The following is a 23,998-nucleotide window of genomic DNA, read 5'->3' as shown; positions in this document are numbered from 1 at the left end:
GCTTATTTTTCGACAACTGGAATTATTGGCTCATGTTGTGGAGTTGGATCTTTCAACATTTTGATAATGTTGTATGTATGGTCACCCATACGTTCCAAGTTACTTAAGATATCCACAAAAATACTTGCAGCTAAATCCTGTCTACATTCATTTGATGACATACGTTTGAAGTGACGTTTACGTCCTTTTTCTTCAAGCATATCTAAATAGTTTTCTTTATCTTGAATCTGTTGTGCAATACTCTCATCAGGTTCAAAGTAATATTGCATAGTCAATTCAATCATTTCAATTACGACATTACTCATAGCATTAATATCTTCTTTCGCATGATCTGAGAAATCTTGTTTTTCATCATAAACAAGGTCATAGAATCCAATTAGATTCATTGTAATATCTCCAATACGTTCGATATTTTTGATGACTTGTAAGTTAGCAATCAATGCATCTGTATCATCTTGCGCTAATTCTTCATGTGATATTTGAATTAAGTATTCTGTAATTTTTGAGTCCAATGTGTTTACAGCATCTTCATATTGCTGTGTACCTTCACGATGTTTTCCAGATTTTGTATTGAAGAAGGCTAAACTTTCTTTTAGTTCTTCTTGTACTAAATCACCCATTTTTAAAGTTGCGTTACGTGCAGAGTTAATTGCTGCAGCAGGAAGTGTTTGAATTAATAATGGATCAAGTCCAGATGTGTCAATTTCGATTTCTTTTTCATCACTTCCACGAATCACGCGTTTTACAATGTACACCATTTGCTTAATAAATGGATAGGCAAGAATCGTAACGGTTAAGTTAAAGATAATATGCGCAACGGCAATTTGCATCATTGGTGCTAAATCCAGTGCTTCTGCGATATTTTTAATTAATCCCGTAACTGGGTTTAAGAATATCATAAACAAAAGTGTACCGAAGACGTTAAACATAACGTGAATTCCGGCGGTTCGTCTAGCTGGCACGCTTCCTCCAATTGAAGCAAAAACAGCAGTAATCGTTGTTCCGATATTACTTCCAAATACGAATGGCAAGGCAGCTGTTAATTCAATTGCACCTGATTCATAAAGTTTTTGGACAATCCCAATAACGGCACTACTTGATTGCACGACGGCAGTTAAAATCGTACCTGCAATCATACCAAGATATGGTTGTTTTGCCATTTGTGTAGCAAATGCATGGAATTGCTCGAATTCACCTAATAGTGATAGTTCATCACCCATTAGACGAAGTCCAAAGAAAAGTAAACCGAATCCAAGGCATATCTGTCCTGCATATATGTGTTTCTTTCGTTTTGAGAATAATGTAATCAGTACCCCAACAAACACGAATATGAGAGACATCTTTTCAACTTTAAGTCCAATTAGAAAAGCAGTAATCGTTGTTCCGATGTTGGCACCCATAATGATACCGACAGCTTGTTCTAATTTCATAAGTCCTGCTCTTACAAATCCAATGGTAATAGCAGTTGTGGCACTACTGGATTGAATGACAGTCGTAATGATTGCACCGATGATAATACCTTTCCAAGGTTTGGATGTATATCGATCAATGTAATCACGTAGCTTGTCACCAGCAATGCTTTTTAAACCAGCACCCATGTACTCGATTCCAAATAGGAATAGGGCAAATCCTCCAAGGATATAGTCCCATTGAACCGTTGGTGTGCTTGTAGCTAAATGTAGCATAGTAGTCCTCCCACGAAATATGACTATTCTTATTTTAACAATTTCTTTAGCAAAAAAACACAAAAACTTTCGCTTTTCCCATAAGATTTTTCACAATGGTTGAAAAAGTGGATAAACAATGGCTTTTCTTGTATAATTGAAGACAGTAAACAGAAGCAAAGGAAGTGTATTATGAAGTTAATTTCATGGAATGTAAACGGCATTCGTGCCGCAATGAATAAAGGGTTTTATGAATTCTTTGAAGAAAGTAGCCCAGATGTATTATGTATTCAAGAAAGTAAGATGCAAGAAGGACAAGCTGAAATACTTACAGATGGATACTATCAATATTTTAATAGTGCAGAAAAGAAAGGATATTCCGGAACTATAACTTTTACCAAAACTAAACCACTAAGTGTAAGTTATGGGATTGGTGAAAAGGAACACGATAATGAAGGTCGTGTAATTACTTGTGAGTTCAATGAGTTCTATCTGATTAATGTATATACACCCAATTCAGGTGAAGGATTAAAACGTTTGGAATATCGGATGCAGTGGGATAAAGCATTTCTTGCATATGTTAAAGAATTAGAGAAAAGTAAACCAGTCATCATTTGTGGTGATTTAAATGTTGCGCATACGGAGATTGATTTGAAAAATCCAAAAACCAATCGTAAAAATGCTGGTTTTACTGATGAGGAAAGAAATTCATTTACGCATATCTTAGAAGATGGAAAATTAATCGATTCCTTCCGTTATTTCTATCCAGATCTAGAAGGGGCATATTCATGGTGGTCATATCGTTTTAATGCACGTGCAAATAATGCAGGATGGCGCATTGATTATTTTCTAGTATCTGAGAAATTAAAAGATAAACTTGTAGGAGCAAGTATCCTTAGTGACGTATATGGTAGTGACCACTGTCCAGTAACTTTGGATATCAAGGCAAACTAATGAAGTTTCCATATCATAAAACAAGTGCATGTATTTTTGATTTAGATGGAACCTTATTGGATTCCATGGGATTATGGCAAGATATTGATAAGGAGTATCTTGCAAGATTTAATATTCCATTTGATGATCAAATTAGTGAAGATATCAAAAGTATGACATTTAATGAAAGTGCGGATTATTTTTTAGAGCGATTTGAGTTGCCGAAAACAAAAGAAGAAATTATGGATGACTGGAATGAAATGGCAGAGGAGGCGTATCGTGATACAATTCCAACAAAACCAGGAGTTCATGCATTTCTAGCGGATTTAGAAGCACATAACATCAAGATGTGTATAGCGACTTCATGTACAAAGGAACACGCTTTATTAGCGCTAGATCGCCTTGGAATACTTAAATATTTTGATTTCTTATTAACATGTAAAGATGTTGGAAAAAACAAGGAGTTTCCTGATGTCTTTTTAGCTTGTGCTAAAAAGTTAGATGTACCCATTAAAAAAACTATGGTGTTTGAAGATTTACTAGTCGCATTACAAGTGGCTAAAAAAGAAGGATTTCAAACGTGTGCTGTAGAAGATATACTTACAGTACATCAAAATAAAGAAGTTAAAGCAGTGGCGGATATTTTCATTCGCGATTTTACAGAATTTGAAAGGTAACAGATATGATTGCATTTATTAGAGGTAAGGTTTTTCGATATACAAGTGATTACGCAATTGTGGATTGCAATGGGGTAGGTTATAAAATATTCATGCCAAATCCAACAACATTAAATCTTCAACAAGAAGTACTAATCTATACATACGAGCACATCCGTGAAGATGCGCAAATTCTATTTGGTTTTTGTTCACTGGAGGAACAAGAATTGTTTGAACGTTTAATTTCCGTAAAAGGTATTGGACCTAAAATTGCCATTAATGCATTAGCAGCTGGAGGGATTTCTACCATTGTTGAAGCCATTGAATCTGGAAATATGGCATATTTAAAAAGCTTACCAGGTATTGGAAACAAGGCAGCTAGTCAAATTGTTCTTGATCTAAAAGGAAAACTTGTAGAAGCAAATGATGATGTTAAAGACAATGATGAACTCTTAGATGCGATTGATGCACTAAAAAGTTTAGGATATAAGCCAAAAGAAGTGAATATGATAGTGAAGGAACTTCGTAAATCAAGTGCAACAACAGTTGATGCTTATATTAAGGAAGCACTTAGCATCATGGCAAAACAAAAAGGAGTATAACGCATGGAAGATAGAATTGTTAGTGGCGATATCATGACTAGTGATGATGATAGTAGTTTACGTCCATCCTCACTTGATGAATATATCGGACAACATGATTTAAAAGAGAATCTAAAAATCTTTATTCAAGCTGCAAAGCAAAGAAATGAAGCACTAGATCATGTTTTGCTATATGGTCCTCCAGGTCTTGGAAAGACAACATTGTCTTACATTCTAGCAAATGAGATGGGAACAAATATCAAAACTGCCAGTGGACCAACCATCGAAAAAAGTGGAGATCTTGCTGCTATTCTTTCGCAACTAGAACCTGGTGATGTACTATTTATTGATGAAATTCATCGCCTAAGTAAAGTGGTTGAAGAAATCTTGTATCCAGCAATGGAAGATTATTGTTTAGATATCGTTGTTGGTAAGGACAGTAGTGTACGTAGTATTCGTTTGGATTTACCACCTTTTACACTAGTAGGAGCAACAACTCGTGCAGGGGATTTAAGTGCACCTTTACGTGATCGATTTGGAATTGTCAATCAACTAGCATACTACAAACAAGAAGAGTTAGAAAAAATTGTGCGTCGTACTGCACGGGTCATGGAAACTCAAATTCATGAAGATGCAATAACTGAAATTGCGATGCGTTCACGTGGAACTCCAAGAATTGCGAATCGTCTATTTCGTCGAGTGCGTGACTTTGCTCAAGTAATGAATGATGGTGTAATTTCTTTAGAAATTGCAACTATGGCTTTGGATCGTTTGAAAGTTGATCATATGGGATTGGATGATGTTGACCATAAGTACTTACGCGGAATTATTGAGCGATTTAAAGGCGGTCCGGTTGGTCTTGAGGCAATCGCAAGTAGTATTGGGGAAGAGCCAACAACGCTTGAAGATGTCTATGAACCATATTTACTTCAAATTGGTTTTATTACCCGAACACCACGAGGACGAATGGTCTCTAATAAAGCATATGAACATTTAAAAATACACCATGATGATGGACTGTTTTAAAACCGGTGATTGCATCGGTTTTTTATTTTGTCAGGAAGAAAGAATCCTTTCATTTTGTATTATGCAAATCGATTGATTAATGGTAAAATACTAAGGTGCTACACAAGTATTTACACATACGTTTCACTTTTATGCATGTGTGATATTTGCTATACTATATAACGTAAGAACTTTGGAAAGGATATAACATATGGACTTTGAAATACATATTGACCAGTTTGATGGCCCACTTGATTTAATGCTCCACCTAGTGAAAGAAAATCAACTAGATCTTTTTGATTTGGATATGAATATCCTAGCCGATCAATACCTTGCATACATCAATGCATTTGAATCGCTTAAACTAGAAGTTGCAAGCGAATATTTAAGTGAGGTTGCAGGTTTATTAGAATATAAAAGCAAACGCTTATTACCACGTGAAAAAGTGGAAATCGCTGAAGAATATGAAGAAGATCAACGTGATAAATTAGTAAAACGTTTATTGGAATACGAAAAGTTTAAAAAGGCAAGTGAGACATTTGAAAAACACTATGAAAGTCGTCAAAAGATGATGGAGCGTCCACTTTCTCAAGAAGCTGAAAAGTATATGAAACAAGTAACTATTGAAGATTATAAAGGGAATCCATACGATTTGATTAAAGCGATGAATCGCGTAATCCGTAGGTTTGAGTTAAGTCAACCACTAGAAACCCAAATGACCATTCAAGAAATGAGTAGCGAAGAAAGAAGTGAACAACTTCGTAGTCGTTTAAAACATGTACAAGGGAAAATATCATTTGAAAAGTTATGTGATGATTGTACATCTTTGCATATGGTTGTTGTTTCGTTTTTAGCAATATTGGATTTAATCAAAAATCAAGAAATTCAATATAGTGTAGATAAAGATGACCAAATTTGGTTAATTACAGGAGTTTAAGATGCAAGATATTATAGAAGGATTACTGTTTCTGGCAGGAGATGAAGGCTTAAGTGACCAACAACTGTTAGAAACATTAGAAATAAAGCAAAATGAATTGGAGTCCTATATGGACAGCTTAATGGATGAATACTTACAAAATCAACATGGTGTAGAGTTGATACACTTTGGTGGACGCTATAAATTTGTAAGTAAAGAACATGTCTATGAATATGCTGCAAAACTATTCTCATCAAATAAAATGGCAACTTTATCAAGTGCAGCATTAGAAACACTTGCTATTATTGCTTATAAACAACCAATTACTCGAAGCGAAATTGAAGAAATTCGTGGAGTTGGTGCAGATATGATGATTCGAAAATTATTAGCACGTGGGTTGATAAAAGAATGTGGACGCTCAGATGCACCGGGTAGACCATTCCTTTATGAAGTGACGGAAGAATTTATGGATTCATTCCAATTGCAAAGTTTAAAAGAATTGCCAGAGTTGGAAGATCACAAAGTAGTAGTTCAAGAAGAACTATTCGATAATAGGTAGAAAATGGAACGTATACAAAAAGTAATCGCGGCTAGTGGAGTCGCAAGTCGTCGTAAAGCAGAAGAAATGATTAAACAAGGTCGTGTCAAAGTAAACGGTGTTGTCCTTAAAGAAATGGGATATATCGTAAAACGTGGCGATGCGATTCAAGTCGATGGAAAAAGTATCACCAAAGAAAACAAAGTATATTATGTAATGAATAAACCAAAGAAAACGATGTGTACAAATAGCGATGAATTTGATCGTCCAACAGTGTTTTCATTGGTGGATAGCAATGAACGTTTATTTAGTGTAGGACGTTTGGATTATGATACAAGCGGAGTTTTGATTCTAACAAATGATGGAAATTTTGCCAATACACTCGCTCACCCAAGATATCATTTACCAAAGACGTATAATCTTACATTAAATGGCATTTTAACACCACCACAATTGATGGAACTAAAAAGTGGGATTGTTTTAGATGATGGACATAAAACATTACCTGCAAAGTATAAAGTGACAGAAAAAGATCACAAGAAAAATCAAATGTCTTTGGACTTAACAATCGTGGAAGGGCGAAATCGTCAAATTAAACGTATGATTGAACACTTTGGATATCATGTAACTCGTTTACATCGTAAACAACTTGGAAATCTTAAAGTTGATGATTTACGTCAAGGGGAATATCGTATCTTAAAACCATACGAAGTCAAAAAGTTAAAACAAATGGCAACGGAAGGTTCAAAAACATAATTGTCAAACAATAGACATAATGCGCTTGCATTGCAAACGAAGGAAAAGGAAAGAGCATGTTAAAAAATAAAGAGTTATTCAATCTTGAACAACAAATGGATTGGTTGGAAAATAAACTAAAATATCAGCGCTTGCAAAAGTGTGATTTACATCAAGGACAACCGGAGATTCTTGCATATATCTATTTACATGAAAATTGTAAGCAACTAGATATTGCAAAGTATCTAGGGATTTCACGTGCAACTGTAGGTGTATCCATTCGTCGTTTGGCAAAACAAGGGTTAGTCGAAGTTCATGCACATGAAAATGATGCAAGAGCAACGAGTTTAACAATTACAAAACAAGGAACTAAACAACTTGTTCAATCTGACATGATTCTTGATGAATTTATCACAAAGAAATATAACAATTTCACTGATGAAGAAATGGACGCCTATATTCATCTAACAAAGAAAATTGTGAATAATTTAAAGCGCGTATATAAAGAAGACGAAAGGTAGAGTCTACCTTTTTTCGCATATTAGGAGAGTATAATGCAACAGTATTTTATTAAAGAAAATCTTAAAGTAAATGATTTAGTGAATTTTACTTCAGAGCAACAAAAACATATCAAACAAGTACTGCGCATGAAAGAAGGTAGTGTAATAAAAGTTGTTGATGCAAGTGAAGACGGCTTTTTAGCAACTATAAGCTACCAGCAAAATCAAGTGTTTGCACGTATTATTGAACCCACGAAAAGTAATAAAGAACGTATTAAAGTAACTTTGATTCAAGGTATGATCAAAGGAGAACGCTGGGATATGTGTATTCAAAAGGCATGTGAATTTGGTGTGGATCAGATTATTCCTTTAATTTCTAACAGAACTATTGTAAAATTGCATGATAAAGTAGAAAAGAAATTGGAACGTTACAACAAGATTGCACTTGAAGCATGTGAACAGTGTAAACGTGATCACTTAGTACAAGTAACAGCACCAATCTCAATGAAACAATTGCATGAATATAAAAGTGAATTAAACCTATTTGCATATGAAGATGCAGATAGTATCAGTCAAAATATCAAGGATATCTTACTAGCAAACAAAGAAGTACAATCTGTAACGATTGTCATTGGTAGTGAAGGTGGTTTTGATAAACAAGAGTGTGAAAGTGCACAAGCACAAGGATATGAAATGATTTCGTTAGGCAAACGTATTTATCGTGCGGAAACAGCTGCAATGGCTGCGATTAATACCACACTTGTCGTATTGGATTAGGAGTATTGCATGGACAAATTATTTGAAGTATTACATAAAGCATATGATAAGAATTTCTATAAGCAAAAAGAAGTAAAAGCAAAAAAAGAAGAAATGGAACGACTTTTTAAGAAGTGGAAGATTCCTTATACATTTCATGATGCTTATGATTACTTTCACAATGAAATTATTGCTAAGGGAATTGAGAATAAACAAGCATTTGAAAATTGCCATAGCGAGACACGAGTAAAAATGGTCGATTTTTACTCAACATTAAATTATGATGAGAAACGACGTTTAATGAATCGTGAAGTGGAATTAATTGAACCAAATTTACCAAAACGAGTTGTTGATGGAATTTCTATTTATGTACCATTTTTTGATAAACGAATGAATGAGATTTATCATAATGAGATGGTTCTTTATGATATCAAGAAATATGGATATTATAAGGAACGATTTGAAAATGCAATGCATGATATTTCCATGTATGGAAACGTATTTTATGATGAAGATTTCTGCAGTGCAAAAAAAGTATATGAAGAAGCAAATATGTTTGCTTTGTATGATGCAAAATTACGTTGTTTGTATTTTATTAAAGATCAAAAACTTGTCCAACATATTAGTTTTCCTGTAGATGTAGATATCAGTACGTTGATGAAATTAAGTCATGTTTTTTTTCATAATTCAACTGAGGTGTTTGTGAATGCATTAATGGATGAACAATTGATTTTACCAAAGGAAAAGAAGAAACTAATAGGGATGTTACGGAAAGGAATCTCATGAAACGATTTGCGATAGCAACACTTGGATGTAAAGTAAATCTTTACGAAAGTGAAAGTTATGTAGAACAACTGCAACAACTTGGATATCAAGAAGTTGATTTCAAAGAAGTTGCAGATATTTATATTATTAATACGTGTGCTGTGACCAATACGGCATCGCAAAAATCAAGACAAAAAATCAACCAAGCAAAGACAAGAAATGCAAATGCATTTATTTGTGTGGTTGGCTGTTATGTTCAAAGCGATGCACAGGCACAACAATTGGATGTTGATTTGCTTGTTGGTAGTAATAATAAAGATCAACTAGCAACCGTAATTGATCAAACATTTAAAAAACAAGAAAAAGCAAACATTGTAGAAACTTATGATGATTTGCAAACGTTTGAAAAACTACACGTGCAACAATTTCATGAAAAGACACGTGCGTTTTTGAAAATCCAAGATGGTTGTAATCAATTTTGTAGCTATTGTATTATTCCATACGCAAGAGGAAAAGAGCGTTCTATTGAGTTACCACAGGCAATCAAACAAGCACAACAACTGGTAGCAAGTGGACATAAGGAAATTGTATTAACAGGAATTCATACAGGTCGGTATGGTGATGGAAACACGCAAAACCTTGTTTCTTTATTAAAAGAGATGGTGAAAATTGATGGCTTGTTGCGGATTCGTATTTCATCAATTGAAATGAATGAAATAACAGATGAGATGTTACAACTTATGGCAAGTGAGGATAAAATTGCAAAGCATTTACACATTCCCATTCAATCAGGAAGTGATACAATCTTACAAGCGATGAATCGACCATATCGTATCGATGCATTTAAAGAAAAAGTAAAGCAGATTCGTGCAATCATGCCTACAATATCTATAAGCAGTGATATGATTATGGGCTTTCCTGGAGAAAGTGAAAAGGATGTAGCAACAACCGTAGAGACTGTACGCGATGTGAATTTCTCGTTTTTGCATGTATTTCCATTCTCAAAACGTGATGGAACAAAAGCTGAAACATTGAAAAATCACTTACCAAAAACCATAAAAAAAGAGCGATGTGCTTTATTGAGTAAACAAAGTAAGCAACAATATGCAACGTACCTTGATAGTTTTATCGATCAGGAACTTGCAGTTTTATTTGAATATGAAAAAGACGGTTATGCTTATGGACATAGTAGTGAGTATATCCAAGTCAAAGTGAAAGCAGACAAGCAACTTGTTAACCAAATGGTTGTCGTAAAAGCGACAGGTCGTGATGGTGATATACTTGTCGCAAAATAAGGAGAGTCAAATGAAATTATCTGAGATATTTAAAGATGCACCGGATATAGAAGTTAGTGGACTATACACAGATTCACGAAGTGTAAAAGAAAACGGAATGTTTTTTTGCCTAGATGGAATTATGACAAACGGACATAAGTTCATTAAACAAGCAGTAAAGAAGGGTGCAAAAACAATTGTACACAGTGAAGATATCAAGACATTTTTAGATGATGTTGTATATATTAAGGTTGAAAATGTCGATACTGCACTAAATCAAGTAATCAACAAATTCTACCATTATCCGAGTGAAGAACTGAAAGTATTTGGAGTAACTGGAACCAATGGGAAAAGTACAGTTACAAATATCATCAAAGATATTTATGATCATTTTGCTCCATGTGGGTATATTGGTACGATTTCAATCGAGTATAAAAACGTAAAAATGCAACCAAACCTAACAACGCCAGATGCGATCTTTTTGAATCGTACATTACGCGATATGGTAGATGATGGTGTAAAAGCAGTAGCGCTTGAAGTAAGTAGTCATGGCTTAGAACAACATCGTGTTGATGCCATTGATTTTGATATTGCTGTATTTACAAACTTCACATACGATCATTTAGACTTTCATGGAACAATAGAAAACTACTTTCATGCCAAAAGCAAACTTTTCAGTAATTTAAAGGAAGATGGCATTAGTGTACTAAATGTTGATGATCCAAAATATACAGAACTAGCTGACGTATGTCATGGTAAAGTTGTCACATATGGAATCCATCATGAATGTGATTATCTTGCAAAAAACTTGCACTTATCAATGAAGGAATCATCATTTACCTTGGTACATAAAGAAAAAGTCTATCCAGTAACAACCAATTTAGTTGCTGAATACAACATCTACAACTTATTAGCTGCGATTGCTGCTATTGTTGAAAGTGGAATTGAAATTGAGGAAGTGCTTAAATATGTTGGTACCATTGATCAAATCGAGGGTCGTTTAGAGATTATCGATGAGGGACAACCATTTAATGTAATTGTGGATTTTGCACATACACCAGATGGTTTAGAGAAGATATTCCAATTTGCGACTTCTATTACACCTGAAGATTCATCAATCATTGCGGTTTTTGGAAGTGCAGGTCGTAGAGATGTGGATAAGCGAAAAGTGTTTGGAGAAGTTGCAAGTAAATTTTGCGATACAATCATTTTGACAGAAGATGATCCACGTGATGAAGATCCACGTGAAATTGCCAACCAAATCAAATCTGGTATCCAAGGTGATGCACGTAGTATTTATATCGAAGATCGTTATGGTGCAATTCGCCAAGCAATCGAACAAGCAAATCCAAATGATACTGTTCTTGTATTAGGTAAAGGTGATGAGGTATTTATGTATCGTGAGGAAGGTCGCTCACCATGGGTTGGTGATCATAATGCAGCACGCGAAATTATTCGTCGTTACTATTTAGGAAGTAGCATTAGTTAAATGATTGAAATAAAAAATATCGATCTGATAGATAATAATACGAGAATTTCAAACTTGTTGGATGCACAAAGAAGTGAACACTTCTTTATAGAAGTGCAAAATCAATCCTTTTCATACGCACTTTATGAAGATGGGTTATATCAAGGAGGCATTACTGGAAATATTCATGCAAAGGAACTACATATTTCTTTGTTGGCACTACATACAACTTCAAGAGGCAAAGGATATGGTCAAAAATTGATACAAGTAGTAGAAGACTTTGCTTTACATAGCGACTGTCATACGCTTACTGTTACCACACAATCCTTTCAAGCAAAACCATTTTATGAGAAACAAGGGTTTCAAGTTTTTGGACAGCTAGAAGATGTACCATTTGCAGGAACCACACGATATTATTTAGTAAAACGTCTAAAAAATCAAAAAAACAAGTAATTCTAATTGAAAACATTTGCATTTTTTGCGCGTATTGTATATAATTAGCCTAGTAATTCAGAAGGGAGGGTTGAGACCCATGCCAAAAGTTATCGTAAAAGAAAACGAACAGCTTGATGACGCTTTACGTCGTTTTAAACGTCAAGTATCAAGAAACGGTACCCTTGCTGAAGCACGTAAACGTGAGTTCTATGTAAAACCGGGAGTTCGTCGTAAATTGAAATCTGAAGCAGCTCGTAAAGCTCGCCGCGGAAAATAATTTCAAAGTGAAACACATCGAAAGGTGTGTTTTTTTAATGTTGGTTTATGCTACACTATACACATGAATCATCAAACAAAGTTATATTTGGGTAAAATTATTGAATATCATCGAAATGTACTTTTTGCTGGAACGAAAGATAAACAATATGCAAAAGAATACTTTTCATCACGACTTGTACAAGGAGAATTGATTACGATATGTTCGCCTACGACGTATCGCAAACTGACAAATGACATTCCTGTAAAAAATGAAGATATTTATCTCGAACTATTACGAAAGTTGAATCTTACATATCAAGCGACATCCATTGTATATAAAAAAGAATTTACGAAAAATGGCATGCGAATACTTGAAACATATATGTATGGAGATTATGATGCAGTAGCAAGTATGATTACGCATCTATTAGCTACCTTTAATACAGATGATGCATATGAAAAAGAACTTGCATATGTACTTCATATGATTCATGAAATGATGCGTGTAAAACATTCAATTGTAGATGCATCACAAATGGAACGTGTGTATACACTTTACGATATATATCCGCAGTGGATACAAAAAATGCTGCTAACTGCAATTTATAATTATTTGATTATTACTCATCAAACTCATAAGACTGAAGATTTTATAGATACATTACAGGATCATCCTTTGGAGCAAGTCTCTCGTATGTACTATTATATTGATAATCAAGTACACCTTGATAAGGTGGATGCAATGTATCAAAAACTGATGGATGTATTTACTAAACAAAAGAATTATTATCGCTTACTAGAAATAAAAGAATACCAACTAAAATATAATAATTTGTTAGGGATTGCAAATGAAGCACTTATAGATGAAATTGAGTACATGTTTACAACCTATGAATTGCCTAATCATGCAAGGAAAAGTTATTTATATTTCTTGGGGAAAATGTACAATCGTACAGCTTCATATGAAAAAGCAAAGATGATATTTGAAGAATGTTTACGACTTGATCCGAATATGATGACATACATATTGAGTTATTATTTTTATTGTTTACATAAAACAGACTCATTAATCCAAGTGGACCCTATAGTTTATGATAAACTAAGTGAGCAACAGCGTGCAATCTATACATATTTTACTTTGGATCCAAAAGATTGTGGAAAACGTGAAGACTATATTTTAAAAGAACTTGCATGTCCCAAAATCATGAAGATGGAATATATGCATGACTTGGTATTAAAAGAATTACGAAAAAATGTGCGTATGACAAAGCATTATGTAAAACTCGAACAGTTTCTAAGTAAAATTGACGAATTTTAATAAATAAGCAAAAGAACTGATGAATTTAGTATAATCATCAGTTTTTGTTTACCCTTTTTGAATGATGATACGATTAATGACAAAGGGGGAATAATATGCAAATACAAGTAGAAAAACTAACACGGGTATTTACACGTAAAAAAGGTATCATACATAAAACAAAAACAGATAAAGTTGCTGTTGATGGCATAAGTTTTGAAGTGAATAAAGGGGAAGTGTTTGCTTTGCTGGGACCAAATGGAGCAGGGAAAACCACAACAATTAAAATATTATCAACTTTGCTATCACCTACAAGTGGGAAAGCAACCGTATTAGGTAAGGATTGCTACATAGAAGCAAAGCAAATCAGAGAACATATTAATTTTATTTTTGGTGGGGAATCAGGTGTGTATCGAAGACTTACAGGTAAGGAAAATCTTATCTACTTTGCTTCGCTATATCATATCGATTGTACAAGTGATACAAAACGAGTAAACCAGTTACTTGAACTCGTTGGCTTGATGGAGGCAAAAGATCAAAAAGTTGAAACCTATTCGAAAGGGATGATTCAGCGATTACAAATTGCAAGAGGCTTAATCAATAATCCAAAAGTGTTATTTTTAGATGAACCAACTTTAGGATTAGATCCAATCGGTGCTAGAGATTTAAGAAATATCATTCAAAAGTTAAAGCAAGCAGGTACAACAATTTTACTAACAACACATGATATGAATGAAGCAGACATATTAAGTGATCGAATTGCGATTATTAAAGAAGGTAAAATTATAGCATTAGATACTCCAGTGAATTTGAAAAAGCAAATTCGTGATGTAATCGAAATTGAAGCCACTATAAAAGAACTACCAGAAACACAACTTATAACATGGCAACAAGCACATGACATAGAAATCCAATCGTATATTCAAAAACAAGGAGTCATTCAACTGCATGTAAAGTTACAAAATATGGTTGTGCGAGATAATTTTATAAAACAGTTAACAAATTATGGTTTGCTTGGTTTCCAACAAAAAGAGGATTCACTTGAAGATGTATACATTCGCATAATTGAGGAAAACATATGAGAAGTATTACACAAACAATGGTTGTACAAATGAAAAACTCGTTTGCACGAAAGATGTTTCAATTTACGATGCTTGTACAACCAATTATCTACACATGTATTACATACTTTTTGTTTAAGCAAACTAAGGAAACGAATTTTGGTGCATATGTAGTTTTAGGCTCAGGTTTGTTATCGTTTTGGAGTTGTATTGTTTTTTCGAGTGCAGGCGATATCGATAGAGAACGTTGGATGAATACACTACCATATCTATTTGCATCACCAACAAACTTTACAAAAATTGTGATAGCAAAAATCCTAGGGAATACGTGCATTGGTTTATTTCCATTTGTGATTTCATATATAGTGGCAACATTTATTTTTCAAAGTCCATTTACCATTGCACATCCATTATTATTTTTAGCTATCGTTCCACTTGTGATTTTATCTTTTGTGGCTGTTGCTTTTATTTTTGCGGCAGTCTTTACAATCTCCAAAAAGGGTGGGACGCTTATGAATTGTTTAGAGTATCCAATTTTTATTTTATGTGGCATGGCATTTCCAATTTCTATATTACCAGACTGGATACAGCCAATCTCTAAATTATTACTTCCTACATATGCAGTTGATATTTTACGAGAAAGTGTATTATCTATACCAGATATGCAGCAATTTATCTATAAGATTGTGATCCTTGTTGGACTTAGTCTGGTATATTTTATCATTGGTTATATTCTATTCATACAAATGGATAAGCATGTACGAAAACATGCATCTTTGGAGGTGTTTTAATGAAACGTATATGTAAAATTACCTGGCTATCTTTCAAAAGTAACTACTCTTATTTAGATATAGAAACATTTTTACTCATTAAAATTATCTCTCCAGTGATGCAAATGTTGTTTTTTACATTACTTGCCACGTATACTGGAGGAATACAGCGATTACCAATTACGGTGGTTGGTAATGCAATGCTTATCTGTACATTTGGTACCTTTGGTGATTTGGGGGTTATGTACATTCGAGATCGTTATCAAGGAGTATTACGACTCATTGTTGCTTCATCAAAGCATCCATTATCAATCTTTTTAGAAAAAGGAATATGCTATGTGTTTGAAGCAGTATTAACTGCACTATTTGGTTTAGTTGTAGGACAACTTTTATTTCAAGTGCAAATCATTGAATATCCATTAGTGGAAATTTTACTATGTATTTTTGTCTCTATGATTGCATGTGTTGCACTTGGTTATGTACTAAGTAGTATTTGTTTGGTTGTAAGTGATATCAATATGCTACTAAATGTAATATCGATGAGTATGCTCTTTTTATGTGGTGCAAATATAGATGTAGCAAAGCTACCAACATTACTTCAATATATAGCATATGCCTTACCAGTAACGCGTGGATTACAAGCGATTGATCTGCTTGTTCAGGGTGCGCAATTTCAGATGATTGTACCATTACTTATACAAGAATTTGTGTATACATGCATACTGTTTTTGATTGGAATCATTTTATATCAGTATTTTATGCGCAAGGCACAAGTTGATGCTACATTAGATATCATGTAAAAAAGCTGTACGTATTTGATATTCAAATACATACAGCTTTCTTTATCCTAAGATACAAGATATATCGATAGCGTCTACTTTTATTTCTGGGTTTTCAAGATACTGAATTACTTGATTGGTTAGATAGGTTGGAGTACTTGCACCAGAAGATACTGCAACAACCTTGCTGCTTGATAAATCAAGTGCTTGCACATCTAAGACATCATTGACAAGATATACACGATCAATGTGATTTTGTTTTCCTATATCTGCTAAACGTTTTGAGTTATTACTTGAACGATCTCCAACAATCAATAAGGTGTCTACACCTTTTAAATTTGCGATTGCTTCTTGTCGTACTCTTGTTGCATTACAAATTTCCTCAGCAAATACCGCTTGTGGATAGTTACTTTTGATTTGTTTAAAAATGTCAGCGACTTCGAAAATTGACATAGTTGTTTGATTGGTCACAAATACTTTTGAAGTAATGTGTACTTGCTTGATATCATCAATACTTGTGATCAAATGTATTTTTGGATTTCCATCTACTACGGCCATTGCTTCAGGGTGATTTGCTTTTCCAATGTATAAGACTTCATATCCATCTGCTACATGCTTATCAACAAGATCTTGCGTACGTTTGACATCAGGACAAGTAGCATCAATTACATGAAGGCCTTTTTCTATTGCTTTATTTCGAATGGTATCACTAATACCATGTGCTGTAAAAATCACAATACCTGTGTCAATTTGATTAAGCAGTTCTTCTCGATTATCACCTTCAAGTGTGACAATGCCTAAGTTTTTCAAAGCATCTTTTACATATGTGTTATGCACTAACATACCCAAGATATAAATAGGTGTATCTGGATATGCCTTTGCAGTATCTTTAGCGATTTGAATTGCGCGTACAACGCCTTTACAATACCCTCTAGGGCTAACTTTTATAATTTCCATGTCTACATTATAACGACTTTGTGTTAAAATGTAACCCTATTGCTTTTTTTTCGCATGAACACATGTGTTATAATGAATTAGCAAGAGTAGAAACGAGGTGTAAATTAATGAAATTTGCAGATTTAAAGTTACATGGAGATGTTCTTAGTTTTATTGAAAACAATCATTTTCAAGAACCAACCATGATACAAGAAAAAGTAATTCCTTTAGCATTAAAAGGAAAAGATATAATTGGTGTCTCACAAACGGGAACTGGAAAAACCCATGCATTTTTAATTCCTATTTTCAATCAAATCAATGTTGAGAAAAATGAAGTGCAAGCAGTTGTAAGTGCACCAACACGAGAACTAGCTTTACAAATTTATACAAAAGCGTTGGACATGCAAAAAGTCAACAAGCGTATTCGTATTAAATTAATTACAGGGGGAACTGAAAAAAGTAAAATGAGTGCGCAATTGCGTAATCAACCTCATGTTGTTATTGGTACGCCAGGACGTTTAAAAGACTTGTTTTTGAATGAACAAAGTTTATTATTACAAACTGCTAAAATGTTTGTAGTCGATGAAGCAGATATGACATTGGAATATGGATTCTTAGAAGACATTGATCAAATTTGTTCGCGTATGCGTAAAGTGCAAATGATGTCATTTAGTGCGACAGTACCTGAACAACTTCGTTTGTTTTTAAAGAAATACATGCATCAACCAGAAACAATTGATATCAAAGTAGATAAGAAATTTAAACCAAGAATCGATCATATTTTGATTCCTTGTAAGCATCATAGTTATAGTGCGATGTTGTTAAAACTATTACCAACATTCCATCCATACTTATGTTTGATTTTTGCCAATACAAGACAAGAGGCAAGTGAAGCAACAGAAAAGATGCGTAGTGCAGGATATGGTGTTATTGAATTACATGGTGATTTAACAAGTCGTGAACGTCGTTCTGCGATGAAGGGTATTGAATTAGGTAAACACAATTACATCGTTGCTAGTGATATTGCAGCACGTGGTATGGATATTGAAGGGGTAAGCCATGTCATCTCACTTGGATTCCCAAAAGAAATTGATTTCTATATTCATAGAGCCGGTCGTACAGGTCGTGCTGGGAAACAAGGGATTTGTTATGCCCTTTATAATGAGAAAGATGAAGCTGCAATTCGAATCCTTCAACAAAGAGGAATTCATTTTGACCATTATCGAGTAGTTGGAAATGAGTTAAGTGAATTAAAACCGATTTTCTATAAACGTAAACGTAACGATGATCCATTAGAAAAAGAAATTGCTAAAATTGTAAAAAACAAAAAACAAAAAGTAAAACCAGGATATAAGAAAAAGCAAAAAATCCAGGTTGCAAAATTAAAACGTAAACACAAGCGTTCATTGATCCAAACAGAAATAAAAAAACAAGCAAAAGAGAAAGCGAAAGCGCGTCAAATTGCGTCAAGAAGTGAAGAATAATGAAGATTGGTTCTCATGTTTCAATGAAAGCACCAAACTTTGTTTTGGGAAGTGTTGAGGAAGCATTATCTTATCAAGCAAATGCTTGTATGATTTATACAGGTGCTCCTCAAAATACACGTAGACAACCACTAGAGAAAATGAAAATTGATGAAGCAAAAGCTTTAATGGATGAACATCAAATACCGATGGAACAAATGATTGTCCATGCACCATATATCATCAATTTAGCCAACACACTTAAAGCAGATACATATGAACTTGCTGTTGAGTTTTTACAAAAAGAAATTGAACGCGTACGTGCAATTGGTGCGAAATACCTTGTATTGCATCCAGGAAGTCATGTAAAAGCAGGTGAAGATGTCGGTTTAGATCAAATCGTAAAAGGACTTGATGAAGCACTTAGTGGCAATGAGGATGTGTATATCGCACTTGAAACCATGTCGGGCAAGGGAAGTGAACTTGGTTATACTTTTGAACAATTGAAATACATCATTGATCACTGTAAACATCAAAAGATGTTACGTGTTTGTATGGATACATGCCATATGCATGATGCGGGATATGATGTAGCTGATTTTGATGCGTTACTTGATCACTTTGATGACGTTGTTGGTTTAGAACGTTTGGTTTGTATTCATTTAAATGATACAAAGAATGAAAAAGGTGCAAAGAAAGATCGTCATGCAAATCTAGGACATGGAAAACTTGGTTTTGATACACTATGTAAAATTGCCAATCATCCGCGTGTAGACCATGTAGTGAAAATTCTTGAAACTCCATGGATTGATGGAAACGCACCATATAAAGAAGAAATAGAAATGCTACAAACAAAAACGTTTGTGAATATTATCGAATAACATCTGCATTTATGTGGATGTTTTTTGTATTAGAAAAGGCTGAGCGAACTCAACCTTCAAATGCATCTATTTCTTCTTTTAATACGCGAATCATATCTTCTTGTTTCACACGTTTTATAATTTCACCTTTTTTAATAAGCAAACCATCATCAACTCCACCAGCAATCGCAATATCTGCATGTTTAGCTTCTCCGGGTCCATTAACTGCACACCCCATAATTGCAACAGTAATATCTTTATCGACTGTACGCATATAGGCTTCCATTTCATCAACAATTGGACGGATATCAAACTGCGTACGTCCACATGTAGGACAAGCAACTAAATTTGCAACATTGTCAATTAAATGTAAACCTTTAAGAATTTGCTTGCAAATAAAGATTTCATCTTCAGGTTCACCATTGACAGAAACACGCATTGTATCTCCAATACCTGCTTCTAGTAAGGTTCCTAAAGCAACACTGCTTTTGATAGATGAAATTGCAAAGTTACCCGCTTCGGTTACTCCTAAATGCAATGGGTAGTCAAAGGTTTTTGCGGCTAATCGATACACATCAATGCAAAGTTGTACATCACTGCTTTTAAATGATAGACAAATATCATAAAATTCCATATCTTCTAATATCTTTACATGACGAGATGCACTTTCAATCATACCTTCAGCTGTTGGTTTACCGTATTTTTCATGAATATCTTTTTCAAGCGAACCAGAGTTAATTCCAATACGAATTGGAATATGTTTTTCTTTGCAAAGATTGACAACTTTTTGCACATTTTCTTTTGAACCGATATTACCAGGATTCAAACGGATTTTATCTGCACCATTTACAATTGCAGCAATTGCTTGCTTGTAGTTAAAATGGATGTCTGCAACCAAAGGGATGTGGATAAATTTCTTAATTTCTTTAATTGCTTTTGCATCTTCATCATCCATAACGGATACACGAACTAGTTGACAGCCAACATCTTCTAAACGATAGATTTGTTCCACCACTTCTTTGATTTTACTTGTTTTAATCGAACACATCGATTGAATTACGACTTTATTTTGCCCTCCAATAGTTAGATTACCAACTTGAATGGGTCTTGTTTTTTCTCTTATTTTCATATTATCACCTAATCGCATTATACCACTCTTTTTGTAAATGTGAGTAAGAATCAATTTTCAGTATTTTTTCACATGTATAAGCAAGAAATAAAGAAGAATCATGCTATAATAACTTGGACTGGAGACAAGGCTTATGATAACAAATCCATTTAGAAAAAGTGATCAAGATCGTCGTAGACGATCTAGTAATATATTTGCAAAGAAAGATGATCTACAAAAAGTAATCAATATACGAGCACGTGTTTTTATTGTGCTTATTGTTGCCGCTTTTGCGATTATCTCGATAAAATTGGTAAATATCCAATTGGTAAAACAAGATGAATATGCCATTAAATTAGAGGCATTCACAATGAAACGACAAGCATTTGCACCACCGAGAGGTGACATTAAAGATCGTAATGGAGTTTTATTAGCTTCTTCGAAAAAATCATTGTCAATATTTTATTATCCTCCTGAAAACATAACAGCAAAAGAAGAGTGGGAACTTGCTGAAAAGTTTCTTACGGACTTTGGTATGTCACTAACAAAGACAAATTCACGTGGCGTTGAAAGTGCTGCGATTACTGAGCGTCAATTAAAAGACATGCATTATCTACATGAATATCAATTGCATAAAGAAAACTTTAATTCACTTTTGACAGAAGAAGAACTTACAAAAGCAAATGAAGGAAAACTTGATAACGATGATATTTATGCATTGAAGATTGAACGTATGGATATTTCTGGTTTAGATGAGAATACAAAGAAGTTATATTTAACCTATATGTTAATGAATCAAGCACCTGAAAATGAATTTAAAATTATCAAAGAAGGTGTTTCGAATGAACAAATTGCTAAGTTATTAGAAAATCGTAGTACATATCCAGGATTTGAATATCGTGATGATTGGGAACGTGTGTATTATGATAATGATAACCCAATTGTGAAATCTATTGTTGGAAGTGTATCCGATCAAACGCAAGGTTTACCTTCAGAGAATATGCAATATTACCTAGGACTTGGTTATGCAATGAATCAACGCATTGGAATTTCAGGGATTGAAAAAGAATATGAATCGTTCCTGGTTGGGACAAGCAAAGACTATGATATTAGTTATGATAGTGAAGGAATTGCAAAATTAGACGAAAACAATGCAGGGAAAAGTGGTTATGATCTAACGTTGTCTATTGACGTTGAAATGATGAAAGAAGCAGATCGTCTGTTACGAGAAGCGATAAATAGCCGTTCAAGTGATACGGAATACTTCAATAATATGTACATGACCGTTTTAGATGTAAATACTGGTGAAGTACTTGCAACCGCAGGTATTCAAAAGAATAAAGATGGAGAAATTGAATCAATTCCAAGTGGAACGTATTTAAATGCCGAACGTGTTGGAAGTACAGTGAAGATGGCAACCTTATATATGGGACTTGAAGAAGGTGTTGTAGGGCCTGGAGAAGTGATTATTGACCAACCACTAAAATTTCAAGGAACGGATCCATTTAAAAGTTATCAAACATGGGGAGCTTTAACGGATCGTTCAGCAATTGCGGTATCAAGTAACGTATATATGGCAACTATCGCTTTACGTATGGCAGGGATGCAATCGTATGTACCAGAAATGGCAATGCCATATGCAGAAGGTACATTTGAGAAAATGCGTACGTATTACAATATGTTTGGACTTGGGGTAACAACTGGGTTAGATGTACCTACTGAAGGAGTCGGAGCTATTGGTGGTACAGAAGAACATGGGAAAATTATGGCAATGTCAATTGGTCAATATGATACGTACACATCGATGCAGCTTGCACAATATGTAGCAACTATCGCAAATGGTGGAAAACGTGTACAAACCCACTTCTTAGATAAAGTCACTGAAGTTAATGACCCAGATACTGTAATTTATAAAATGGGGGCAAACATTCTATCTACTTTAAAAGGAACAAGCGTTGAAACGTATATTTCGCGTGCGCAAGAAGGAATGCGTGGTTGTATTGAAGGAATTGATGGAAAAGCGGGAATTTGTCCACAAGAAGTTAGTGATGCAGCTGTCGGTGTGAAGATGGCAGTAAAAACAGGAACTGCAGACAATGATGTGTATTTAGAAAGTGGAAGTGTCAATACTGTATCGAACTCTATTGTTGCTTATGGACCATATGAAGATCCAGAAATTGCAATTAGTTGTATTGCGCCAAACTATACAAGTAACTCAAGCAACTTAGGAAGCAATGTATGTGGTGCTCCAGTAGGTAAAATCGCTAAGTACTATTTTGAAAATAAGAAGTAGACTTTTACTAAATGTATATGATACAATAGGAAACGCTAAAGAGTTAGGAGGATTTTCAGATGAGAGATCGTATTACTTTGAAATGTACAAAATGTGGGATGGAAAATTACATCAACACAAGAAATAAAAAGACGCAACCAGAACGTATGGTGGCTCAAAAATTCTGTCCAAAATGTAACGCTAAGACTGAACACAGAGAAAAGAAATAATTATGAAGCCCGAAAAGGGCTTTTTCTTATGAGAAGGAGAGCACAATGAAAGTAGAAACATATCCTTTAGGTGATATTCAAGCAAATTGCTATTTAATATGGAATGATAATCATGTACTGATGGTTGATCCAGGTGGATCAAGTCGTAAAATTGCTGAACATATTGCAGCAGCAAATGGCATTGTTGATGCGATTTTATTAACGCATGGACATTTTGATCATATTGCAGGTGTTGAACATTTTCAAAAACTATACAAATGTCCAGTGTATGTAAGTGAACATGAAAAGCGTATGTTAAAAGATCCAAATATAAATGGATCCCATCGATTTCAAAATCATGTTGTCGTGGATGTTGATACAAAGAGTTATCAAATGCATGAACATATTGGTAACTTCGATTTTGAAGTTTTCGAAGCTCCTGGGCATTCAGAAGGAAGTGTACTGCTGATCTTTGCTGATTTTATCATCAGTGGGGATGTGCTTTTTCAAATGTCAATTGGTCGCACGGATTTAGCGACTGGTTCAAGCAATAAAATGAATCAAACACTAGCAAAGATAAAAATGCTTGAAAAAAATTACATAGTGTATCCAGGACATGGTCCAAGCACAACACTAGATTTTGAAAAACAAAATAATCCATATCTATAATAAATAGAGCATAGCTCTATTCGTGGGCATTTCCCCGCTGCTTGCGGCGTAGTGTCTTGTGTAATACAATGATTGTATTGCACAAGAGGT

The 23,998-nt window shown here is 34.2% G+C and carries 26 protein-coding genes; 23 read left to right on the top strand and 3 right to left on the bottom strand.

Going from position 1 to position 23,998, the window contains the following annotated elements; all coding sequences use genetic code 11:
• Positions 1 to 2 precede the first annotated feature (2 nt).
• A complete protein-coding gene (locus M2098_RS08940) occupies positions 3 to 1,685 on the bottom strand; it encodes a Na/Pi cotransporter family protein (protein ID WP_280683733.1) in 1,683 nt (560 codons plus the stop codon).
• Positions 1,686 to 1,856: 171 nt separating this feature from the next.
• Between M2098_RS08940 and M2098_RS08935 the strand changes: the two genes are divergently transcribed.
• The 18 genes from M2098_RS08935 (at position 1,857) to M2098_RS08850 (ending at position 16,412) form a co-directional block, all read left to right on the top strand.
• Entirely contained in the window at positions 1,857 to 2,618 is a 762-nt protein-coding gene (locus tag M2098_RS08935) for an exodeoxyribonuclease III (protein ID WP_280683734.1), read from the top strand.
• Positions 2,618 to 3,274 (top strand): HAD family phosphatase, encoded by a 657-nt coding sequence (locus tag M2098_RS08930; protein ID WP_280683736.1) that lies wholly within the window; start codon positions 2,618 to 2,620, stop codon positions 3,272 to 3,274. The genes M2098_RS08935 and M2098_RS08930 overlap by 1 nt, the downstream gene beginning before the upstream one ends.
• Before the next feature lie 5 nt (positions 3,275 to 3,279).
• Positions 3,280 to 3,855: a Holliday junction branch migration protein RuvA gene (ruvA, locus tag M2098_RS08925; RefSeq protein WP_134170670.1), complete on the top strand. Its 576-nt coding sequence runs from the start codon at positions 3,280 to 3,282 to the stop codon at positions 3,853 to 3,855.
• Positions 3,856 to 3,858: 3 nt separating this feature from the next.
• Complete coding sequence (ruvB, locus tag M2098_RS08920; RefSeq protein ID WP_280683739.1) at positions 3,859 to 4,860, top strand: Holliday junction branch migration DNA helicase RuvB; 1,002 nt, start codon at positions 3,859 to 3,861, stop codon at positions 4,858 to 4,860.
• 190 nt (positions 4,861 to 5,050) lie between these two features.
• A complete protein-coding gene (locus M2098_RS08915; RefSeq protein WP_280683742.1) occupies positions 5,051 to 5,776 on the top strand; it encodes a segregation/condensation protein A in 726 nt (241 codons plus the stop codon).
• A 1-nt stretch (position 5,777) separates the two neighbouring features.
• Entirely contained in the window at positions 5,778 to 6,314 is a 537-nt protein-coding gene (gene scpB / locus M2098_RS08910) for an SMC-Scp complex subunit ScpB (RefSeq protein WP_280683744.1), read from the top strand.
• Positions 6,315 to 6,317: 3 nt separating this feature from the next.
• Positions 6,318 to 7,049, top strand: a complete 732-nt coding sequence (locus tag M2098_RS08905; RefSeq protein WP_134170663.1) for a pseudouridine synthase — start codon at positions 6,318 to 6,320, stop codon at positions 7,047 to 7,049.
• 56 nt (positions 7,050 to 7,105) lie between these two features.
• Complete coding sequence (locus M2098_RS08900; protein ID WP_134170662.1) at positions 7,106 to 7,549, top strand: MarR family transcriptional regulator; 444 nt, start codon at positions 7,106 to 7,108, stop codon at positions 7,547 to 7,549.
• 33 nt (positions 7,550 to 7,582) lie between these two features.
• Positions 7,583 to 8,305: an RsmE family RNA methyltransferase gene (locus M2098_RS08895; RefSeq protein ID WP_280683748.1), complete on the top strand. Its 723-nt coding sequence runs from the start codon at positions 7,583 to 7,585 to the stop codon at positions 8,303 to 8,305.
• A gap of 9 nt (positions 8,306 to 8,314) precedes the next feature.
• Positions 8,315 to 9,070 (top strand): hypothetical protein, encoded by a 756-nt coding sequence (locus M2098_RS08890; protein WP_280683750.1) that lies wholly within the window; start codon positions 8,315 to 8,317, stop codon positions 9,068 to 9,070.
• Positions 9,067 to 10,344 (top strand): tRNA (N(6)-L-threonylcarbamoyladenosine(37)-C(2))-methylthiotransferase MtaB, encoded by a 1,278-nt coding sequence (gene mtaB / locus M2098_RS08885; protein WP_280683751.1) that lies wholly within the window; start codon positions 9,067 to 9,069, stop codon positions 10,342 to 10,344. Before M2098_RS08890 ends, mtaB begins: the two co-directional genes overlap by 4 nt.
• A 10-nt stretch (positions 10,345 to 10,354) precedes the next feature.
• Positions 10,355 to 11,812: a UDP-N-acetylmuramoyl-L-alanyl-D-glutamate--2,6-diaminopimelate ligase gene (locus tag M2098_RS08880; RefSeq protein WP_280683752.1), complete on the top strand. Its 1,458-nt coding sequence runs from the start codon at positions 10,355 to 10,357 to the stop codon at positions 11,810 to 11,812.
• Positions 11,813 to 12,244, top strand: coding sequence for a GNAT family N-acetyltransferase (locus M2098_RS08875; RefSeq protein ID WP_280683753.1), 432 nt, complete (start codon positions 11,813 to 11,815; stop codon positions 12,242 to 12,244).
• 79 nt (positions 12,245 to 12,323) lie between these two features.
• The gene (gene rpsU, locus M2098_RS08870) at positions 12,324 to 12,503 is read left to right on the top strand and encodes a 30S ribosomal protein S21 (protein WP_067423774.1); all 180 of its coding nucleotides are present in this window, start codon (positions 12,324 to 12,326) and stop codon (positions 12,501 to 12,503) included.
• Positions 12,504 to 12,566: 63 nt separating this feature from the next.
• Positions 12,567 to 13,802, top strand: a complete 1,236-nt coding sequence (locus M2098_RS08865; RefSeq protein ID WP_280683756.1) for a hypothetical protein — start codon at positions 12,567 to 12,569, stop codon at positions 13,800 to 13,802.
• A gap of 95 nt (positions 13,803 to 13,897) precedes the next feature.
• Positions 13,898 to 14,863 carry an ABC transporter ATP-binding protein gene (locus M2098_RS08860; RefSeq protein WP_280683758.1) on the top strand — a complete coding sequence of 322 codons (966 nt, stop codon included), beginning with the start codon at positions 13,898 to 13,900 and terminating at the stop codon, positions 14,861 to 14,863.
• On the top strand, positions 14,860 to 15,633 hold the full coding sequence (locus M2098_RS08855) for an ABC transporter permease (protein WP_280683760.1): 774 nt from the start codon (positions 14,860 to 14,862) through the stop codon (positions 15,631 to 15,633). The genes M2098_RS08860 and M2098_RS08855 overlap by 4 nt, the downstream gene beginning before the upstream one ends.
• The gene (locus tag M2098_RS08850) at positions 15,633 to 16,412 is read left to right on the top strand and encodes an ABC transporter permease (RefSeq protein WP_280683761.1); all 780 of its coding nucleotides are present in this window, start codon (positions 15,633 to 15,635) and stop codon (positions 16,410 to 16,412) included. Before M2098_RS08855 ends, M2098_RS08850 begins: the two co-directional genes overlap by 1 nt.
• A 42-nt stretch (positions 16,413 to 16,454) precedes the next feature.
• Here M2098_RS08850 and ispH read toward each other — a convergent pair whose 3' ends face one another.
• Positions 16,455 to 17,348, bottom strand: a complete 894-nt coding sequence (gene ispH, locus M2098_RS08845) for a 4-hydroxy-3-methylbut-2-enyl diphosphate reductase (protein ID WP_280683762.1) — start codon at positions 17,346 to 17,348, stop codon at positions 16,455 to 16,457.
• Between the two features lie 107 nt (positions 17,349 to 17,455).
• Here ispH and M2098_RS08840 point away from each other — a divergent pair, with 107 nt between their 5' ends.
• A complete protein-coding gene (locus M2098_RS08840; RefSeq protein ID WP_280683763.1) occupies positions 17,456 to 18,811 on the top strand; it encodes a DEAD/DEAH box helicase in 1,356 nt (451 codons plus the stop codon).
• A complete protein-coding gene (locus M2098_RS08835; RefSeq protein WP_280683764.1) occupies positions 18,811 to 19,671 on the top strand; it encodes a deoxyribonuclease IV in 861 nt (286 codons plus the stop codon). The genes M2098_RS08840 and M2098_RS08835 overlap by 1 nt, the downstream gene beginning before the upstream one ends.
• 49 nt (positions 19,672 to 19,720) lie before the next feature.
• Here the strand turns inward: M2098_RS08835 and ispG are convergent, their stop codons facing one another.
• Positions 19,721 to 20,779: a flavodoxin-dependent (E)-4-hydroxy-3-methylbut-2-enyl-diphosphate synthase gene (gene ispG / locus M2098_RS08830; protein ID WP_280683766.1), complete on the bottom strand. Its 1,059-nt coding sequence runs from the start codon at positions 20,777 to 20,779 to the stop codon at positions 19,721 to 19,723.
• 133 nt (positions 20,780 to 20,912) lie between these two features.
• On the opposite strand from ispG, the gene M2098_RS08825 reads away from it, so the two are divergent.
• Genes M2098_RS08825 through M2098_RS08815 form a run of 3 tightly spaced genes read left to right on the top strand, consistent with a single transcriptional unit; the run spans position 20,913 to position 23,908 of the window.
• Entirely contained in the window at positions 20,913 to 23,051 is a 2,139-nt protein-coding gene (locus M2098_RS08825) for a penicillin-binding protein 2 (protein ID WP_280683768.1), read from the top strand.
• 59 nt (positions 23,052 to 23,110) lie between these two features.
• Positions 23,111 to 23,260, top strand: coding sequence for a 50S ribosomal protein L33 (rpmG, locus tag M2098_RS08820; RefSeq protein ID WP_134169236.1), 150 nt, complete (start codon positions 23,111 to 23,113; stop codon positions 23,258 to 23,260).
• A gap of 45 nt (positions 23,261 to 23,305) precedes the next feature.
• On the top strand, positions 23,306 to 23,908 hold the full coding sequence (locus tag M2098_RS08815; protein WP_280683771.1) for an MBL fold metallo-hydrolase: 603 nt from the start codon (positions 23,306 to 23,308) through the stop codon (positions 23,906 to 23,908).
• Positions 23,909 to 23,998 lie beyond the last annotated feature (90 nt).

It is taken from the genome of Breznakia sp. PFB1-19, from assembly GCF_029893935.1.
Taxonomy (GTDB): domain Bacteria; phylum Bacillota_I; class Bacilli_A; order Erysipelotrichales; family Erysipelotrichaceae; genus Breznakia; species Breznakia blatticola.
This window is presented reverse-complemented; position numbering and strand designations above follow the sequence as displayed.

Bases quoted from the DNA above. Each gene is read 5' to 3' on its own strand.
- M2098_RS08815 (WP_280683771.1), top strand. From the start codon at position 23,306: ATGAAAGTAGAAACATATCCTTTAGGTGATATTCAAGCAAATTGCTAT.
- M2098_RS08895 (WP_280683748.1), top strand. From the start codon at position 7,583: ATGCAACAGTATTTTATTAAAGAAAATCTTAAAGTAAATGATTTAGTG.
- M2098_RS08855 (WP_280683760.1), top strand. From the start codon at position 14,860: ATGAGAAGTATTACACAAACAATGGTTGTACAAATGAAAAACTCGTTT.
- M2098_RS08840 (WP_280683763.1), top strand. From the start codon at position 17,456: ATGAAATTTGCAGATTTAAAGTTACATGGAGATGTTCTTAGTTTTATT.
- M2098_RS08875 (WP_280683753.1), top strand. From the start codon at position 11,813: ATGATTGAAATAAAAAATATCGATCTGATAGATAATAATACGAGAATT.
- ruvB (WP_280683739.1), top strand. From the start codon at position 3,859: ATGGAAGATAGAATTGTTAGTGGCGATATCATGACTAGTGATGATGAT.
- ispH (WP_280683762.1), bottom strand. From the start codon at position 17,348: ATGGAAATTATAAAAGTTAGCCCTAGAGGGTATTGTAAAGGCGTTGTA.
- mtaB (WP_280683751.1), top strand. From the start codon at position 9,067: ATGAAACGATTTGCGATAGCAACACTTGGATGTAAAGTAAATCTTTAC.
- M2098_RS08905 (WP_134170663.1), top strand. From the start codon at position 6,318: ATGGAACGTATACAAAAAGTAATCGCGGCTAGTGGAGTCGCAAGTCGT.
- rpsU (WP_067423774.1), top strand. From the start codon at position 12,324: ATGCCAAAAGTTATCGTAAAAGAAAACGAACAGCTTGATGACGCTTTA.
- M2098_RS08880 (WP_280683752.1), top strand. From the start codon at position 10,355: ATGAAATTATCTGAGATATTTAAAGATGCACCGGATATAGAAGTTAGT.
- M2098_RS08935 (WP_280683734.1), top strand. From the start codon at position 1,857: ATGAAGTTAATTTCATGGAATGTAAACGGCATTCGTGCCGCAATGAAT.
- M2098_RS08930 (WP_280683736.1), top strand. From the start codon at position 2,618: ATGAAGTTTCCATATCATAAAACAAGTGCATGTATTTTTGATTTAGAT.
- M2098_RS08900 (WP_134170662.1), top strand. From the start codon at position 7,106: ATGTTAAAAAATAAAGAGTTATTCAATCTTGAACAACAAATGGATTGG.
- M2098_RS08850 (WP_280683761.1), top strand. From the start codon at position 15,633: ATGAAACGTATATGTAAAATTACCTGGCTATCTTTCAAAAGTAACTAC.
- M2098_RS08825 (WP_280683768.1), top strand. From the start codon at position 20,913: ATGATAACAAATCCATTTAGAAAAAGTGATCAAGATCGTCGTAGACGA.
- rpmG (WP_134169236.1), top strand. From the start codon at position 23,111: ATGAGAGATCGTATTACTTTGAAATGTACAAAATGTGGGATGGAAAAT.
- M2098_RS08890 (WP_280683750.1), top strand. From the start codon at position 8,315: ATGGACAAATTATTTGAAGTATTACATAAAGCATATGATAAGAATTTC.
- M2098_RS08940 (WP_280683733.1), bottom strand. From the start codon at position 1,685: ATGCTACATTTAGCTACAAGCACACCAACGGTTCAATGGGACTATATC.
- M2098_RS08860 (WP_280683758.1), top strand. From the start codon at position 13,898: ATGCAAATACAAGTAGAAAAACTAACACGGGTATTTACACGTAAAAAA.
- ruvA (WP_134170670.1), top strand. From the start codon at position 3,280: ATGATTGCATTTATTAGAGGTAAGGTTTTTCGATATACAAGTGATTAC.
- scpB (WP_280683744.1), top strand. From the start codon at position 5,778: ATGCAAGATATTATAGAAGGATTACTGTTTCTGGCAGGAGATGAAGGC.
- M2098_RS08835 (WP_280683764.1), top strand. From the start codon at position 18,811: ATGAAGATTGGTTCTCATGTTTCAATGAAAGCACCAAACTTTGTTTTG.
- M2098_RS08915 (WP_280683742.1), top strand. From the start codon at position 5,051: ATGGACTTTGAAATACATATTGACCAGTTTGATGGCCCACTTGATTTA.
- ispG (WP_280683766.1), bottom strand. From the start codon at position 20,779: ATGAAAATAAGAGAAAAAACAAGACCCATTCAAGTTGGTAATCTAACT.
- M2098_RS08865 (WP_280683756.1), top strand. From the start codon at position 12,567: ATGAATCATCAAACAAAGTTATATTTGGGTAAAATTATTGAATATCAT.